Below are 17,319 nucleotides of genomic sequence, written 5' to 3'. Positions count from 1 at the left end.
AATGAACAAGGCCATGTTTCGGCTGACGATGACAGCGGCCCTTGCGGCGCTGCCGGTCGCCGCCGCCACCGCAGAAGGCTGGTATCCCTATCCGGTGCAGGTCTGGCAGCCTGCCTTCGACATGGACAGCCCGCGCCGCGACGCCGATTACACGCCGTTGGAAAAGGCCTCTCAGGCCTGGGATATCTGCGTGTCCTTTCCGCATATGAAGGATGCCTATTGGCTGGGCGTCGATTACGGCGTGACCGAAGAGGCCAAGCGTCTGGGCGTCAGGATGCAGGTCGTCGAGGCCGGCGGATATACCGAGCTGAACAAGCAGATTTCGCAGATCGAGGATTGCGTGGCCGCCGGCGCGGATGCGGTGATCATCGGGGCGATCTCGCTGGATGGGCTGAACAATGTGGTCGAAGAGGTCCGGTCCCGCGACATCCCGGTCATTGATGTGATCAACGGGATTTCCTCGCCCGCGCTGACGGCCAAATCGCTGGTATCCTTTGGCGAAATGGGCGCCAAGACCGGCGACTACCTGGCCGGGCTGCATCCCGCCGGGAGCGATCCCGTCAAGGTCGCCTGGTTCCCCGGTCCCGCCGGTGCAGGCTGGGTCGAGGCCGGAAATGCAGGCTTTGCCGAGGCGATTCAGGGCAGCGCGATCGAACTGGTCGAGACGAAATACGGCGATACCGGCAAAGAGGTTCAGGCGAAGCTGGTCGAGGACACCATCGCCGCAAATCCCGATCTGGATTATATCGTCGGCACCGCCGTGACGGCCGAAGCCGCAGTCCCGATCCTGCGCGCGCAGGGGCTGACCGACCAGATCAAGGTCGCCGCCTATTATTTCACGCCCGGCGTCTATCAGGGGATCAGGCGCGGTCAGATCCTTGGCGCGCCGACGGACTCCACCGCCGTTCAGGGCCGCATCGCTGTCGATCAGGCGGTCCGTGCCCTGGAAGGAGAGGATCTGCTGAAACATGTCGGCCCGGCGCTGTTCGTGGTCACCGGCGAAAATGTCGAAGGTTTCGATCCGACCTCGACCCTGGCGCCGGACGGTTTCAAGCCCGTCTTTCAGGTGGAATGATGTCCGGGCAATACGGGGTCGGCCCGCGCCCGAAATCGGCAGCGGTCGCGGGTCAGAAACATCCTTATCCGCTGTTGCAGACCGTCGGCCTGACCAGGGATTATCCGGGCATTCGCGCGCTGGACGATGTGAATTTCGATCTGCGCGCTGGCGAGGTGCATGTGCTCTTCGGCGAAAACGGGGCCGGGAAATCAACCATGATTTCGTTGCTGGCCGGGGCGAATTCGCCCACGGCTGGCCGCATCCTGTTCGATGGCAGCCCGGTCGCGCTGAACAGCGTGCATCAGGCCCGCGAATTGGGCATCTCTGCGGTGTTTCAGGAATTCTCGCTGATCCCGCAGATGACCGTGGCCGAGAATATCTTTCTGGGGGCCGAGCCGGTCAGGCGCGGCCTCTTGCAACCGAAATCGCAGCGCCGCAAGGCGCAGGAAATTCTTGACGCGCTGGAGTTCCATCTGGACCCGATGGCGCGCATTGACCGCCTGACGCGGGCGGAACAGCAGATGGTCGAGATCGCCAAGGCCTTCAGAACCGAACCCTCGGTCCTGATCCTGGATGAGCCGACAGCCTCGCTGACCCATCACGAAACCCAACAGCTTTTCCGTCTGGTCGCGCGGCTGAAGGCCCGTGGCGTCGGCATCATCTATATCACGCATCGCATGGCGGAAATCCGGCAGATCGCGGATCGCATCACCGTGCTGCGCGATGGCCGGTTCATCGATACGGTGGACGCCCGAACCACCTCCGAGGAGGAGCTGGTCAGCCTGATGACCGGACGGGTCGTCGGCCAGATCTTTCCCAAGCTGACCTTCCGACCCGGTGAGATCGTTCTGGATGTGCAGGATCTTCGCACGGCAGGCGGGGCGGTGAAGGGCGCGTCTGTCGCCCTGCGCCGGGGCGAGATCGTGGGCCTCGCCGGGCTTGTCGGATCGGGCAAATCGAAATTCGCCCGTGCCTGCTTTGGTGCGCTTGGCATCGACAGCGGGTCGATCAGCTTCAAGGGTCAGCGGATCGACAGACCCCGCACCCGTGACATGCTGCGGCGTGGCTTTTTGTATCTGACCTCTGACCGGCATGGCGACGGGTTGATGCTGCTGCGGCCTGCGCGGGAAAATATCTCGCTCGCCTCGCTGGATATTTCGCCCTTTCGCAACGGCGCCTTTCTGGACCGCAAGGCAGAGGCGCGCATCGCGGGCGATCTGGCCAGACGGCTGAACCTGTCACCATGCCGGATCGAGCGTGATGCGGGCCAGTTTTCCGGCGGCAACCAGCAAAAGCTGATGCTGGCCCGTAGCCTGACCCGCGATTTCGACCTGATTGTCTTTGATGAACCCACGGTCGGCGTCGATGTCGGCACCCGCGCGGCGATTTACGACTTCATCGCCGAACTATGCGCCAAGGGGGCTGCGATCCTGCTGATCTCGTCCGATCTGCCCGAAATCCTGAACCTGTCGAACCGGGCCTATGTCTTTCATCAGGGTCGCGTTCAGGCAGAGCTGACCGGCGATCAGATCACCGAGGAAAACCTGCTCTCCAACTTTTTCGAAAGGGACGCCGCATAATGACGAGCCCCGCAAAAGCCATCCCGCGCCCGGATCGCGCCCTGACCGATCTGCCAAAGCGCCTGTTCGTCAGGCTGGGCATCCTGCCTTTCCTGCTGGCCATTGCCGTTCTGGTCTTCGCGATGATGTCCGAGAATTTCCTGACGGCGAAGAACCTGATGAACGTGCTGCGGCAATCGGTGTACCTGACTATCGTGTCCATGGGGCAGATGCTGGCCTTGCTGACCGGCGGTTTCGATCTGTCGGTCGGGACCACGCTGGCCGTCACCTCGGTCGTGGGGGCGCTGACCATGGCCGCGACCTATGCCGCCATGCCCGAGGCTGCGGGTCTGGCCATCGCCATCGGCTGCCTTGCAGGCATCGCCGCAGGCACGCTGATCGGGCTCTGCAACGGCATCGGCGTGGCGTTCTTTGGCGTCTCGCCCTTCATGATGTCGCTGGGCATGACCTCGGTGGGCTTCGGGATCGCGCTGTTCCTGACCGGAGGCGTGCCGGTCTATGGCATGCCGCAGGCCTTTGGCGATATCTTCGGCTTTGGTACCTGGCTGGGCGTGCCGACGCCGATCTATGTCGCCGGGCTGATCGCGCTGCTGCTTTATGTGGTCCTGTATCGCACGCCCTTTGGCCGCTATTTCTATGCCGTTGGCGGCAATGCCAAGGCCGCCGCGCTGTCGGGCATCAATACCCGCGCCACCCTGTTCTGGACCTATGTGCTGTGCGCCGCGCTGGCAGCCGTCGCGGGGATGCTGCTGACCGCGCGTCTGGATACGGGCGAGGCGAATATCGGCTCTTCCATGCCGCTGCAATCGATTGCGGCCTGTGTCATCGCGGGGGTCAGCCTGCGCGGCGGGGTGGGGCGGCTGGAAAGCGTGATCCTGGGGGCGCTGTTCATCGGGCTGGTCGAAAACGGCATGAACCTGGCGCGGATCGAATCCTATCTGCAGACGGTCGTTCTGGGGGCGCTGCTGATCCTTGCCGTGATCGCCGACCAGATCCGCCTTCGCTATGTCGCCACGCTCAAAGACTGAGACCGTTCAAGGAGATGCCGAAATGGCCGTCAACATCAACTGCGACATGGGCGAAAGCTTCAGCCTCTACACGATGGGGGATGACGAGGCGATCATGCCCTATATCACCCAGGCCAACATCGCCTGCGGCTTTCACGGATCCGACCCCAATCACATGCGCCAGACGGTCGAACTGGCCAAGCGCCACGGGGTCAGCATCGGCGCCCATGTCTCGCTGCCCGACCTGCCCGGCTTCGGACGGCGAGAGATGAAGATCGACCGCGCCGAGATGGCCAATATCGTCATCTATCAGATCGGTGCGCTGAAAGAATTCCTGTCCATCGCCGGGCTGCGGCTCGGCCATGTCAAACCGCATGGCGCGTTATACGGGATGGCCGCGCGTCAGGACCATATCGCCCATGCGATCTGCGATGCGACCCAGCATCTTGGGGTGCCGATCTTCGGTCTCAGCGGCACCTTGCACGAGGAAATCTATACCGCGCGTGGGCTGCAGTTCACGCCGGAATTCTTTGCCGATCTGGATTACGACGATCAGGGCAGATTGCTGATCACACGCCAGCATCCGAAGCTGGACCCCGACGCCGTGGCCCAAAAGGCCCTGCGCGCCGTGCGTGACGGCACGGTGCTAAGCCCCGGAGGCGTCGAAAACCCGGTGCGCGTCGAAACGATCTGCATTCATTCCGACACGCCGAATGTGCTGGCCATCGCGCAATCCGTTCGCGCGGCGCTGGCCGATTATCTGGCCGATCCCACGGCGACCCAAACCGACATCACAGGAGCGACCCATGGCTAAAGCAGAAATCCGATCACCCTTGCCCGGCGTCTTTTACCGAAAGCCAGCCCCGGATCAGCCCAATTACAAGGAGGTCGGCGATACCGTCGCAGCGGGCGACGTAATCGGTCTGGTCGAGGTGATGAAAAGCTTCACCGAGGTGACGGCGGATCAGGCGGGCACCATCACCGCCTTTCTGGTCGAGGATGAGGACGCCATCATGCCCGGCCAGCCGCTGGCCGAGCTTGAGATCTAGGTGGGCGGGCCGATGGCTATGACCAAACTTCTGATCGCCAATCGCGGCGAGATCGCGGTGCGGATCAATCGCGCCGCCCGCGAATTGGGCATCCGCACGGTGCAGGTCTACAGCGCCGCCGACGCGAATTCGCTGGCCGTCGAGATGGCGGATGAGGCGGTCGAGATTGGACCGCCCGCCGCTGCGAAATCCTATCTGAACGCCGAGGCCGTCTTGCAGGCCGCGCGCGACACAGGCGCGGATGGCATCCATCCGGGCTATGGCTTCCTGGCCGAGAATGCCGCATTCGCGGATGCGGTCGCAGCTGCGGGCATCGCCTTTGTCGGGCCGACCGGCGACATGATCCGCGCGATGGGCGACAAGGCCTCGGCCCGCAAGGCGGCGCAGGCGGCGAATGTCCCCACCGTGCCCGGCAGCGATGGCGTGGTTGATGATCTGCAGGCGGCTGCCGAACTGGCCGCGCAGATCGGCTTTCCGGTAATGATCAAGGCCACGGCAGGCGGTGGCGGTCGCGGCATCCGCGTGGCTGACAACGCTGCGGATTTCGCCAAGCTGGCCCCGCAGGCCGCGGCCGAGGCGAAGGCCGCCTTTGGCGATGGCGGTCTGTATCTGGAAAAGCTGATCGAACGCGCCCGCCATATCGAGGTGCAAATGCTGGGCGACGGCAGAAATGTCGTGCATTGCTTTGAACGCGAATGTTCGCTGCAACGTCGTCGGCAGAAGGTGTGGGAAGAGGCGCCGTCCTCGGCCCTTTCCGCGTCGGTGCGGGATGCGCTGTGCGCCTCGGCCGTGGCACTGGCGAAATCGGTGGGCTATCGCGGCGCGGGCACGGTCGAATATCTCTATGACGACCAGACCGGCGATTTCTATTTCATCGAGATGAACACCCGCATTCAGGTCGAACATCCGGTGACCGAGGCGATCACCGGCATTGATCTGGTCGCCGAAATGATCCGCATCGCGGGCGGCGCGGCCCTGTCGGTGTCACAGGATGACATCACAGTGTCCGGTCACGCGATCGAGGTGCGCATCAATGCCGAGGACCCGTCGAATAACTTCATGCCCTTTCCGGGCGTGGTCGGCGATATGCGCCTGCCCGGCGGGCCGGGGGTCCGCTTCGATCACATGCTGTATCAGGGCTATCAGATCCCGCCTTTCTACGATTCCCTTCTGGGCAAGCTGATCGTCCATGCCGACAGTCGCGACGCGGCGATCACCCGGCTGAAACGCGCCGCGACCGAGCTTCGCCTTGACGGGCTGAAGACGACCGCGCCGCTGTTTCTGGCGCTGGCCGAAGATCCAGAGGTTCAGGCAGGCAAGCTGCACACCAAATGGCTTGAACCCTGGCTGGACAGCCATTCTGCAACCCTGACAGACAAGAAAGGGAATGCCGCATGACATCGAGATTCACCTTTGGTGCGGACGAACATATCTTTGTCGAGGTCAGCGAGGAAATGTCGCTGGAGGCATTCTTCAAGACCCTTTCGATGACCAATGCCATCCGCGAGGCGGGCATTGACGGGATCACCGAGATCTGTCCCGCGAATGCCTCTTTCCAGATCAAGTTCGACCCGGATGTGATCCACCCCGACGATCTGATGACAAGGCTGCAACAGATCGAGGAAACCGCCGCGCAGGCCGATCCGGTTCTGAACACCCGGATTATCGAGATCCCGGTCTATTATCAGGACCCCTGGACGCATGAAACGCTGATGCGCTTTCGCGAGCGGCATCAGGATCCGGAGGCGACCGATATCGAATATGCGGCGCGGATCAACGGCTATGACAGCGTGCAGGATTTCATCGCCGCGCATTCGGGCGCGCCCTGGTTCGTGTCGATGGTGGGCTTCGTGTCGGGTCTGCCGTTCCTCTATCAGATGGTCGACCGCGACCGGCAGATTCAGGTGCCGAAATACCTGCGCCCGCGCACCGATACGCCCAGGCTGACGGTGGGCTATGGTGGCTGCTTTTCCTGCGTCTATTCGGTGCGCGGGGCAGGCGGCTATCAGATGTTCGGGGTGACGCCCATGCCGATCTATGACCCGACACAAAGGACCAGCTATCTCAGCGATTTCATGGTCTTCTTCAAACCCGGCGATATCGTGAAATGGAAACCCGTCGACCGCGCCGAATATGACCGCTGCCTGTCCGAGGTCGAGGCGAATACCTATCAGCCGCGCATCCGCGACGTGCAATTCTCGCTGGATGATTTCAACAGGGATATCGACGGCACCAATGCCAAGCTGATGGAGGCTCTCTATGCCGGTTAATGTCGTATCAGCGGGTTTCGCGACCACTGTTCAGGATCTGGGACGCCCCGGTTACTATCATCTTGGCATTCCCATGGGTGGCGCGATGGACCGCTTTGCCCTGCGCAGCGCCAATCTTCTGGTCGGCAATGACGAAGGTGCGGCCTGTCTGGAATGTGTCTTCATGGGACCGACACTGGAATTCAGCGAAGATGCGGTGATCGCCGTGACCGGCGGCGACCTGCCGCCCAAGATCGATGGCGAGGTGAAGGAAAGCTGGAGCGCGATCAGGGTGAAGGCCGGTCAGGTGCTGTCCTTCGACTATCTGAAATCGGGGGCGCGGGCCTATATCGCCATCTCGGGCGGGATCGACACGCCGCCCACGCTGGGCAGTCGCTCGACCTATGCCATCGGGGCGCTGGGCGGTGTCGAGGGCCGCGCGGTTCAGGCGGGCGATGTGCTGCCCATAGGCGCGGCAAGACGTAGAGTGGACGAAGGCCGCAGCCTGCACGCGGCTCTGCGCCGCAGCCCCGGCAGTCCGGCAGAACTGCGGGTGGTGCCCGGTCTTTATTGGCATCGCATCACCGAAGCGGCGGGCAGGACCTTCTTTGACGAGACATGGAAGGTCGCATCCGAGGCGGATCGCATGGGCTATCGTTTCCAGGGCGGATCGCCGCTGGAATTCGTGGATCGAGAGCCGCCCTTCGGTGCCGGGTCGGATCCGTCCAATATCACCGATGCCTGCTATCCCTACGGCTCTATTCAGGTGCCCAGCGGGACCGAGCCGATCGTCCTGCATCGCGACGCGGTGTCGGGCGGAGGATATTTCATGCTGGGCACGGTGATTTCGGCCGATATGGATCTGATCGGGCAACTGCCCCCCAATACGCCGACGCGCTTTGTCAAGGTCGACATGCAGACCGCGCTGGACGCCCGCAAGGATCGCGCCGCCATGCTGGATCGCGTGCGCGCCGCGCTGGCCTGACTGTCATCAGCTATCTGGAAGGAACGGACCATGACGATACGAGCAACTCATTCTGCGACGCTGGCCGACCGGCTGTGGCGTGGCGATCAGGCCCTGCCGCGCAAGGTGATCCTGGCCATTGCGGGCAGCCTTGCGCTTTGGGCCTCGGCCAAGCTGCAGGTGCCATTCTATCCCGTGCCCATGACCATGCAGACCTTCGTGGTGCTGGTGATCGGCATGGCCTATGGCTGGCGGCTTGGGGCGGCGACCGTGCTGCTGTATCTGGCCGAGGGCGTGGCGGGTCTGCCCGTCTTTGCCGGGACGCCCGAAAAGGGCATCGGTCTGGCCTATATGGTGGGGCCGACCGGGGGCTATCTGCTGGGCTTCGTGCTGTCGGCCGCGCTGGTCGGCTGGCTGGCGCAGCGAGGATGGGGCCGCAATCTGGCGACGACCTTTGCCGCCATGGCTCTGGGCACGGCCATGATTCTGGGCATCGGCGTCCTGTGGTTGGGCGCGGTGCTGGGCTGGGACAAGCCGATCCTGGAATTCGGCCTCTATCCCTTCCTGCCGGGCGCGGCGTTCAAGATCGCGCTGGCGGCGGTCGTGCTGCCACTGGCCTGGCGCGCCGCCGCCGGACCGGATCGAACATGATCCGGCGCGGCAACGATCTATAGGATCAGGGCGGCAAACAGGCCGGGGCACCGCCTCGGCCTGTTCTGCGACAGAGCTTGGTTGTGGCGTAACGGGTGTTCCGTTGCGGTAAAATGCCAAGAGGCCCTTTGACTTGGCCCCGGGGAATGCTATCTATGTCATGTTCTCAGGGCGGGGTGAAATTCCCCACCGGCGGTGATAGCCCGCGAGCGCCCTTCCAACGGAAGGGGTCAGCAGATCCGGTGGAACTCCGGGGCCGACGGTATAGTCCGGATGAAAGAGAACCGAGGCCGCATCCATCCCAAGGGGCGGCCAAGGCTCGTGCTCTGGGACCTGACGACGTTAACGGAAGGTTCCTGTAAGATGACCAATAAAACCCCTCGTATCGCCTTCATCAAAGCGCGCTGGCATTCCGACACCGTGGACCGCGCTTATGATGGTTTCATGGCAGAAGTCCCGAAGCTGATCCCGGGCGCGGCTGTCGATGCCTTCGACGTGCCGGGCGCGTTCGAAATGCCCTTGCTGGCCAAAAAGCTGGCTCAGACCGGCAAATATGACGCCGTGGTTGCCGCCGCGCTGGTCGTGGATGGCGGCATCTACCGCCACGATTTCGTCGCGGGTGCCGTGGTTACGGGCCTGATGAATGTCGGGCTGGACACCGGCGTGCCCTGCTTCTCGGTCTCGCTGACGCCGCATCACTATCGCGAAGAAGAGGTCGTGGCAGGCTTCTTCCGCGAGCATTTCGTGAAAAAAGGTGCCGAGGCTGCCGAAGCCGTCCGCCAGGTCCTTGAACTGGACGCGCAACTGGCAGCAGACGACCGCGCCGACGCGGCCTGATCTGCCGATTGCAAATCGGCCAGAAGGATATTTGAAAAGGGCGCCGCGTGGGCGCCCTTTTGCGTGGTTACTGTTCCAGCACGAAGGCCGAGGTGTAGTTGTCGGCATTGTCGGCGGTGATAAGCAGGCAGTCGAAAAGCTGCTTCTCCTGATCGACGCCGGTTTCGCCGGTCTTGATGAAATTATCGGCCTGACGGACCGCAGCCTCGGAAAAGATTGCGACGGGCTGCAGCACGGTATATTGCATCTCACCGGCCTTCACCGCCTCGACCGCGTCGGGCGAGCCGTCGAAGCCGCCGACCTTGATCTGCTCCAGATTGCCGGATTCCTTCAGCGCCGCGATGGCGCCAAGCGCCATTTCGTCATTGCCCGAGATCACGCCGATGATGTCGGGATTGGCCTGCAGCAGCGATTGCATCTTCTGATAGCCCTGCGTGCGGTCCCAATTGGCGACCTCTTGCCCGGCCTTGTTCAGGTCGGGATATTGGCTCAGCACCGTCTCGAACCCGTTCGAGCGTGTCTGGGCGTTGTTATCGGGCGGGGCGCCGAACAGTTCCACGTAATTGCCGCTGTCGCCCACGGCCTCGACCCAGGCCTGCGCGCCAAGGGCCGCGCCCTGCGCGTTGTTGGACACAAGCTGCGCCTTGGCCAGACCTTCCTGGTTGATCTCTGCATTGATCAGAAACACCGGGATGCCCGCATCGACGGCCTTCTGTACCGCCCCGATCGAGCCATCGGCATTGGCGGGATCCAGAATGATGGCGGCGGATTTATTGGTGATCGCCGTGTCGATCAGCGTGCTTTCGGTATTGGTGTCACCGCGATGGGCCGCGACATTGGCGGTATAGCCCAGCTCTTCGGCGGTGGCCTTGGCGACCTCGCCCTCGGTGAACCAATAGGGGTTGGCGGGGTCGTTGACGATGATCGTCATCAGCCCCTCGGCCGAGGCGGCACTGGCCAGCAGCGGCACCGAGGCTGCGGCGGCCAGTAACATGCGGCGCGTCATTTTCAGCATAAGTCTCTCTCCCTTGGGTTGGTTGATCTGCCGTGAGTGGCACAGGATCCGCCGGGCCCCGTTGCCTGTGGCCCGGCGGGGAATGTCGTAACGCGCTATCCCCGGCGGCTGCCGCCGCCATATTGCAAAGAGTTCAGCAGCACGGCCAGCACGATTACCGCGCCGGTGAAGACCGTCTGCCAGTAAGAGGACACGCCGATGATGACGAGGCCCGCTGACAGAAAGCCGATCACGAAGGCGCCCAGCATCGTGCCGCGCACATTGCCGCGCCCGCCGGTCAGGGCGGCCCCGCCGATGACCACGGCGGCGATGGCCGTCAGTTCGTAGGTCATGCCCGCCGTCGGCCCGGCCGAGGTCAGCTGCGAGGCCAGCACCAGCCCCGCCACCGCCGACAGCATCCCCGACAGCGTATAGACGGTGATCTTGACGCGGCGCACCGGCACGCCCGACAGATCCGCCGCGCGCTCATTCCCGCCCGAGGCGTAAAGCCAGCGCCCGAAGGCCGAACGCGACAGCATCAGCCCGGTCAGGATCGCGATCACCGCCAGCACGATGACCGAAATCGGCACGCCCCACAGGCGGTTGAAGCCCAGCCAGGCGAAGCCGGTATTGCCCAGATCCTCGCTGCCGCGCAGGTTGTTATAGGTCAGACCGTTGGTCATCAGCAGCGCGACCCCGCGCGCGACATACATCACGCCCAGCGTGGCCACGAAGGGCGGCACCTTGAAAAAGGCGATCAGCACGCCGTTCAGCGCGCCCACAGCCGCGCCGACCAGCAGCGTCAGGATGACCACCGCCCAGACCGGCGGGTAGAGGATGACCCCCGCGAAATCCAGCGTGATCCCCTGCATCATCGCGCCCGCACAGACGCCCGACAGCGCCAGGATCGACCCGACCGACAGGTCGATCCCGCCATTCAGGATCACCAGCAGCATGCCGATGGACAGGATGCCATAGATCGCGACCTGGCTGGACATGATCAGAAAGTTGCTGACGGTGAAATAATTCGGCGACAGGAACGAGAAAACGGCAATGATCGCGATCAGCGCGAAGAAGGCGCGGCCTTCCAGCAGCAGGCGACCGATGCTGAAGTTGCGGCTTTTGCCAGCGGCGGTGGTGGATGCGGTATCCGACATGGTTCTTCCTTGCTCTTGTCTCAGGCAGCCACGGATTCGCCCGAGGCGGCCATGATCTTTTCCTTCGAGACGCTGGAATCGAATTCGGCCGAGATATGGCCCTTGTGCATGACGATGATGCGATGCGCGATGGACAGGCATTCGCTGACCTCAGAGGTCGAATAGATGACGGCCAGGCCGTCGCGCGCGCCTTCGGCCAGCAGTCGGAACACCTCGGCCTTGGCGCCGATATCGATGCCCCGGGACGGCTCGTCCAGCATGATCACGCGCGGTTTCGTCGCCAGGATCTTGCCGATCACCACCTTCTGCTGGTTGCCCCCGGACAGCGATCCGATGGCCGCGCCGCCGCCATCGGTCTTGATGGTCACGTCGCGGATGGTGTCGTCGATCAGCTTCTGTTCGGCGCTGCGCTGCGTGAAGATGCCACGGGTAAAGCTGGCGATCGAGGCCAGCGACAGGTTCTGACCCACGGTCATGGTCTGGACCAGACCGTCGCGCTGGCGATCTTCGGGCACCAGCGCCAGCCCGCGCGCGATCCGCTGCGCAATCGACAGGTCCGAGACCTCTTTCCCTTCCAGCACGATCTGGCCGCTGCTTTGGCGCAGGCGCCCGGCGCAGGTTTCCAGCAATTCGGTCCGTCCCGCGCCCATCAGCCCGTATATGCAGACGATCTCTCCGGCGCGGATGTCCAGCGACAGGTCGCGCACCAGATCCTGTCCGGTCTGATCGGGCACCGAAAGATTGCGGATCGACAGGGCCACATCGCCCTTGTCGCTGTCCGGGGGCGAGCCGAGGTCGTAATTGTCGCCGACCATATTGCGCACGATCCATTCCAGATCGATCTGGGACCGGGGGGCATAGGCGGTCATATTGCCATCGCGCAGCACGACCGCATGATTGGTGATGGTCAGCGCCTCTTCCAGATGATGCGAGATATAGACGATGCTGACGCCCTTGGCATTCAGGTCGCGGATCACCTTGAACAGCACCTCGACCTCGCTGGCCGAAAGCGCGCTGGTGGGTTCGTCCATGATCAGGATGCGGCTGTCCACCGACAGGGCGCGGGCGATTTCCACGATCTGCTGCTGACCAAGGCGCAGATCCTCGACCGGGGTCAGCGGGTCGATATCCTCTTCCAGCTCGGCCATCAGGGCGCGGACCTGACGCTCTTCCTCGGCGAAATCGACGCCTGCCGGGCCGATGATCTCGCGGCCCATGAAGATATTGTCGCGCACGGACAGGTTCGGTGCCAGGCTCAGCTCCTGGTGGATGATCGAGATGCCCCGGTCGCGCGCCTCATTGGCATTGGCGAAACTGACCGGCTGACCGTCGAGGATCATCTGGCCACTGGTCGGCTGGATAACGCCTGACAGGATCTTCATCAGCGTGGATTTGCCCGCGCCGTTTTCGCCGAACAGGGTGGTGACCTGCCCGCGATGGATGTCGAAATTCACGCCCTTCAGCGCATGGACCTGGCCATAGGATTTGGCCACATTGCGCGCCGACATGACGACTTCGGAATTTTGCGGTGCATCAGCGGCCATGGTCATTTCACCACCATGCGGGCCGGGGTGATCAGCCAGTTCTTGGGGTTGATCATGCGAAAGGCGCCGGTGATCTCGACCGTTTTGCCGGTCAGGTTCGCGGTGTCCAGATCGTCCAGAACCGCCGCTTTCATCGCGCGATTGATGCCGGATCCGGCATCCTGATATTCGATCTGGTTCTTGAACTGCCCAAAGGCGATATCGCCGGGCGCGTCGCGCAGCTCGGTGCCGTTGATCGCGGGGCCGGTCTGGACGCGGATGGTGATCTCTTCCGGCACACCTTCGACCGTCAGCGGATAGATGCCAGAGCGCGGTTCCCCGGCGATCCCGGTCAGGCTGACCGGCATGATCGCCCCGGTCGAGGCGGCGGTGCCATAAGCCTCGATCGCGGCATTCTTGTCGGCCATGACCTCGCTGGCCAGCGTCACGGCATCGACGGCCTTTTCCGTCAGGAAAGCCTGAATGCGCGGGAATTCGGCGGTGCCATAGCTGTCTGCGGAAAAGGCCTGCGCACGAACATCGGCATCCGATCCGATGCGAACGACGGTGGTATCAAGGGCGATCCCGGCCAGAACAAGCGCCGCCAGCCCCAGGCCGACATAAAGCCCGCGTCGGGACGGGGCAGGGGCCTTGGGTGCGGGGGGCTGTTGCGGGGTCGCGGCAGAATTCTGGGTCATGGGCGGCCTTCCGATAGGGTTGTGTAACGTGGATCGGCGCAGGATGGATCAGGCTGAAAACGACGGGGACGCTGGACCAAGCCTAGCCCGAATCAGTTTCGACCGCCTAGCCCGTGCCGGATTCGCGGGGTGATTCCCGGTCGGTTTCACGCCGGTGGAACTGCTGCAAAAATATGTCTTCTCAGTCATTTATCCGGAACTCCTCCTCTCGGGGCGAGTCAGTCGTGGCTTGCGGCGCCCCTGTCCCTGAAATGCCCCCCCCGGTCCTCTCCGGTGGGCCATCCCTTTCCAGAATGCTAACTGAAAAAAATTACTGTGTCCGTAAAAAAATACATTCATTTCCGGATTTCTCTGGTATAAGCACAAATGAATATCGGCGGGGCGCGCCTGCCGAGCTATCGCATCCGGGGGGTATCTGCGCATATCTGTCGTCTGCAAGAATCCACGTTCCACAAGGTCAGAGGTTGCCCATGACTGAAGCGGATATCCTGATCGGCATCGACGCCGGCACTTCGGTCATCAAGGCCGTGGCATTCGATCTGGGCGGGCGGCAGCTTGCGGCCTCTTCGGTGCCGAACCGCTATCACGCCGGGCAGGACGGGGCGGTGACGCAATCGCTGCAGCAGACATGGGACGATTGCGCGCTGGCGCTGCGGGGGCTGGGCCAGAGGGTCGCGGATCTGCCACGGCGGACGGCGGCGATCTCGGTCACGGCGCAGGGCGATGGCACCTGGCTGGTGGGGCGTGACGGACCGGTCTGCGATGCCTGGCTGTGGCTGGATGCCCGCGCGGCCCCCACCGTCGCTCGGCTGACGGCCCGGCAGGCCGACCGCGCCCGATTCGAGGCCACGGGCACCGGGCTGAATACCTGCCAGCAGGGCAGTCAGATGGCGCATATGGACGCGCAATGCCCCGAGCTTCTGGACGGGGCAGAGGTCGCGCTGCATTGCAAGGACTGGCTGTATCTGAACCTGACCGGCATCCGCGCCACCGATCCCTCGGAAGCCAGCTTTACCTTTGGTGATTTCCGCACGCGCAGCTATGACGACGGGGTGATCGCGGCGCTAGGCCTGACACATCGCCGGAAACTGCTGCCGCCGATTGTCGATGGCAGCCAGATCACCCATCCCTTGACTGTCGGCGCTGCGGAGCAGACCGGCCTGCTGGCCGGAACGCCGGTCAGTCTGGGCTATGTCGATATGGTGATGACCGCGCTTGGCGCCGGTGTCTATGGCGGGGCGGGGGATGTGGCCTGTTCGACCGTGGGCTCGACCGGGGTGCATCTGCGTGCGGTGGCCGCCGGGGACGTGCATCTGAACAGCGCGGGCACCGGCTATGTCATCTGCCTGCCCATTCCCGGCATCGTCACGCAGGTTCAGACGAATATGGCGGCCACCCTGAACATCGACTGGGCGCTTGGCCTTGCCGCCGGGATCATGTCGGATCTTGGCCATACCGCGACGCCGCGCGATCTGGTGGCGCGTATCGACGACTGGCTGGCGCAAAGCCCGCCGGGACAGATCGTCTATCATCCCTATATTTCCGAGGCGGGCGAGCGTGGGCCCTTTGTCAATGCCGATGCGCGGGCGGGCTTTGTCGGGCTGGCCCAGCATCACCGGTTCCCCGACCTGATGCGGGCCGTGGCCGAAGGTCTGGGCATGGCGATGCGCGATTGCTATGCCGCCATGGGTCGGCTGCCGTCGGAATTGCGCCTGACCGGGGGGGCCGCACGCTCATCCGCGTTGCGCGGCATCCTGTCGGCATCGCTGAACGCGCCGGGCCGGGTCACGCATCGGGATGAGGCCGGGGCGGCAGGTGCCGCGATGATGGCCGCCGTGGCCATCGGCGCCTATCCCGACATGGAAAGCTGTATCGCCGAATGGGTCACGCCCCTGCTGGGCGAGGCAGAGCCGCCCGATCCGCAGCTTGTGGCCGCCTATGACAGGCTTTTCCCCGCATTTCAGACATCGCGACAGGCGCTGAGCCCGGCCTGGGCTGCCCTGAAATCGACACGCGCACCGACAGGAGAATGATATGACAGGCGATAACGACATGATCGATCTTTTCGTCATCGGTGGCGGCATCAATGGCGCCGGGCTGGCGCGGGATGCGGCCGGTCGCGGGCTGCGCGTGGTGCTGTGCGAAAAGGACGATCTGGCGCAGGGCACCTCGTCGCGTTCGGGCAAGCTGGTCCATGGCGGGCTGCGCTATCTGGAATATTACGAATTCCGGCTGGTGCGCGAGGCGCTGATCGAACGCGAGGTGCTGTTGCGCGCCGCGCCGCATATCATCTGGCCGATGCGCTTCGTTCTGCCGCATTCGCCGCAGGATCGCCCGGCATGGCTGATCCGGCTGGGGCTGTTTCTCTATGACAATCTGGGCGGGCGAAAGCGCCTGCCGGGCACGCGCACGCTGGATCTGCGCCGCGACCCGCAGGGGGCGCCGCTGCTGGATCGCTATTTCAAGGGCTTCGAATATTCCGATTGCTGGGTCGATGACGCCCGGCTGGTCGTGCTGAACGCCGTCGATGCGGCCGAGCGCGGGGCCGAGGTTTTGACCCGCACGCCCTGCATCTCGGCCCGGCGAGAGGGCGGCGCCTGGACTATCAGGACGCGGGACGACAGGACCGGAGAGATCCGCAGCTTCCGCGCCCGCTGCATCGCCAATTGCGCCGGGCCATGGGTGCGCGATGTGATCGACAATGTCGCCGAGGCGCAAAGCGCCCGAAATGTCCGTCTGGTCAAAGGCAGCCATATCATCGTGCCGAAATTCTGGTCCGGCGATCACGCCTATCTGGTGCAGAACCACGACAAGCGGGTGATCTTCATCAACCCTTATGAGGGCGACATGGCGCTGATCGGGACGACCGATATCGCCTATGACGGGTCTGCCGGCGATGTCACGGCGGATGCGTCGGAAATCGACTATCTGCTGGGTGTCGTGAACCGGTATTTCAAGGAAAAGCTGCGGCGCGACGATGTCCTGCACAGCTTTTCGGGTGTGCGGGCGCTGTTCGATGACGGGCAGGGCAATCCGTCCGCCGTGACGCGGGATTATGTCTTTGATCTGGATATGGGCGATGGCGCGCCCTTGATGAATGTCTTTGGCGGCAAGATCACCACCTTCCGCGAACTGGCCGAACGCGGCATGCAGCGGTTGCGGCAGGTCTTTCCGGATATGGGCCCCGACTGGACCGAAGACGCGACCCTGCCCGGCGGCGAAATGGCCAATGCCGATTACGAATCCTATGTCGAATTGATGCGAGAGCTTTACCCCTGGATGCCGCGCAAGCTGGTCCATCATTACGCGCGGCTTTATGGCGCGCGCACCAACGATCTGGTCGGCAGCGCCATCGGGGTGGCGGATCTGGGGCGCCATTTCGGCGGCCAGCTTTACGAGGCAGAGGCCCGCTATCTGGTGGCGAAGGAATGGGCGCAAACGCCCGAGGATATCCTGTGGCGCCGGACCAAGCACCTGCTGCATCTGACCAGCCAAGAACAGCAGGACTTCACCGATTGGTTCAATGCGTCCGATCTGACGCGGGGGGCCTGAG

The 17,319-nt window shown here is 63.5% G+C and carries 16 protein-coding genes and 1 riboswitch; of the genes, 12 read left to right on the top strand and 4 right to left on the bottom strand.

What is annotated here, in order from left to right; genetic code table 11:
• Position 1: 1 nt before the first annotated feature.
• The 10 genes from torT (at position 2) to JHX87_RS06815 (ending at position 9,394) form a co-directional block, all read left to right on the top strand.
• Positions 2–1,075 carry a TMAO reductase system periplasmic protein TorT gene (gene torT / locus JHX87_RS06860; RefSeq protein ID WP_271883415.1) on the top strand — a complete coding sequence of 358 codons (1,074 nt, stop codon included), beginning with the start codon at positions 2–4 and terminating at the stop codon, positions 1,073–1,075.
• Positions 1,075–2,637 carry a sugar ABC transporter ATP-binding protein gene (locus tag JHX87_RS06855; RefSeq protein WP_271883414.1) on the top strand — a complete coding sequence of 521 codons (1,563 nt, stop codon included), beginning with the start codon at positions 1,075–1,077 and terminating at the stop codon, positions 2,635–2,637. The genes torT and JHX87_RS06855 overlap by 1 nt, the downstream gene beginning before the upstream one ends.
• Positions 2,637–3,665, top strand: coding sequence for an ABC transporter permease (locus JHX87_RS06850; protein WP_271883413.1), 1,029 nt, complete (start codon positions 2,637–2,639; stop codon positions 3,663–3,665). Before JHX87_RS06855 ends, JHX87_RS06850 begins: the two co-directional genes overlap by 1 nt.
• A gap of 22 nt (positions 3,666–3,687) precedes the next feature.
• Positions 3,688–4,458, top strand: coding sequence for a LamB/YcsF family protein (locus JHX87_RS06845; protein ID WP_271883412.1), 771 nt, complete (start codon positions 3,688–3,690; stop codon positions 4,456–4,458).
• Positions 4,451–4,693, top strand: a complete 243-nt coding sequence (locus tag JHX87_RS06840; RefSeq protein ID WP_271883411.1) for an acetyl-CoA carboxylase — start codon at positions 4,451–4,453, stop codon at positions 4,691–4,693. The genes JHX87_RS06845 and JHX87_RS06840 overlap by 8 nt, the downstream gene beginning before the upstream one ends.
• A gap of 12 nt (positions 4,694–4,705) precedes the next feature.
• A complete protein-coding gene (locus tag JHX87_RS06835) occupies positions 4,706–6,091 on the top strand; it encodes an acetyl-CoA carboxylase biotin carboxylase subunit (protein ID WP_271883410.1) in 1,386 nt (461 codons plus the stop codon).
• On the top strand, positions 6,088–6,963 hold the full coding sequence (locus tag JHX87_RS06830; protein ID WP_271883409.1) for a 5-oxoprolinase subunit B family protein: 876 nt from the start codon (positions 6,088–6,090) through the stop codon (positions 6,961–6,963). The genes JHX87_RS06835 and JHX87_RS06830 overlap by 4 nt, the downstream gene beginning before the upstream one ends.
• Complete coding sequence (locus JHX87_RS06825; protein ID WP_271883408.1) at positions 6,953–7,927, top strand: 5-oxoprolinase subunit C family protein; 975 nt, start codon at positions 6,953–6,955, stop codon at positions 7,925–7,927. Before JHX87_RS06830 ends, JHX87_RS06825 begins: the two co-directional genes overlap by 11 nt.
• Before the next feature lie 30 nt (positions 7,928–7,957).
• The gene (locus tag JHX87_RS06820) at positions 7,958–8,557 is read left to right on the top strand and encodes a biotin transporter BioY (RefSeq protein WP_271883407.1); all 600 of its coding nucleotides are present in this window, start codon (positions 7,958–7,960) and stop codon (positions 8,555–8,557) included.
• Between the two features lie 158 nt (positions 8,558–8,715).
• Positions 8,716–8,846: riboswitch (FMN riboswitch) on the top strand.
• 74 nt (positions 8,847–8,920) lie between these two features.
• The gene (locus JHX87_RS06815) at positions 8,921–9,394 is read left to right on the top strand and encodes a 6,7-dimethyl-8-ribityllumazine synthase (protein WP_271883406.1); all 474 of its coding nucleotides are present in this window, start codon (positions 8,921–8,923) and stop codon (positions 9,392–9,394) included.
• Positions 9,395–9,461: 67 nt separating this feature from the next.
• Here JHX87_RS06815 and JHX87_RS06810 read toward each other — a convergent pair whose 3' ends face one another.
• From JHX87_RS06810 to JHX87_RS06795, 4 genes are all read right to left on the bottom strand, one after another.
• Positions 9,462–10,409 (bottom strand): D-ribose ABC transporter substrate-binding protein, encoded by a 948-nt coding sequence (locus JHX87_RS06810; protein ID WP_271883405.1) that lies wholly within the window; start codon positions 10,407–10,409, stop codon positions 9,462–9,464.
• A gap of 95 nt (positions 10,410–10,504) precedes the next feature.
• Positions 10,505–11,545: an ABC transporter permease gene (locus JHX87_RS06805; protein WP_271883404.1), complete on the bottom strand. Its 1,041-nt coding sequence runs from the start codon at positions 11,543–11,545 to the stop codon at positions 10,505–10,507.
• Positions 11,546–11,565: 20 nt separating this feature from the next.
• Complete coding sequence (locus JHX87_RS06800; protein WP_272833884.1) at positions 11,566–13,089, bottom strand: sugar ABC transporter ATP-binding protein; 1,524 nt, start codon at positions 13,087–13,089, stop codon at positions 11,566–11,568.
• A 2-nt stretch (positions 13,090–13,091) separates the two neighbouring features.
• Positions 13,092–13,766, bottom strand: a complete 675-nt coding sequence (locus JHX87_RS06795) for a DUF2291 family protein (RefSeq protein ID WP_271883402.1) — start codon at positions 13,764–13,766, stop codon at positions 13,092–13,094.
• A gap of 470 nt (positions 13,767–14,236) precedes the next feature.
• On the opposite strand from JHX87_RS06795, the gene JHX87_RS06790 reads away from it, so the two are divergent.
• A complete protein-coding gene (locus JHX87_RS06790; RefSeq protein WP_271883401.1) occupies positions 14,237–15,799 on the top strand; it encodes an FGGY-family carbohydrate kinase in 1,563 nt (520 codons plus the stop codon).
• A gap of 1 nt (position 15,800) precedes the next feature.
• The gene (locus JHX87_RS06785) at positions 15,801–17,318 is read left to right on the top strand and encodes a glycerol-3-phosphate dehydrogenase (RefSeq protein ID WP_271883400.1); all 1,518 of its coding nucleotides are present in this window, start codon (positions 15,801–15,803) and stop codon (positions 17,316–17,318) included.
• Position 17,319 lies beyond the last annotated feature (1 nt).

The organism is Paracoccus fistulariae (assembly GCF_028553785.1).
Taxonomy (GTDB): Bacteria; Pseudomonadota; Alphaproteobacteria; order Rhodobacterales; family Rhodobacteraceae; genus Paracoccus; species Paracoccus fistulariae.
Note: the sequence above shows the minus strand (reverse complement) of the source record. Positions and strands in the feature narration are given on the sequence as shown.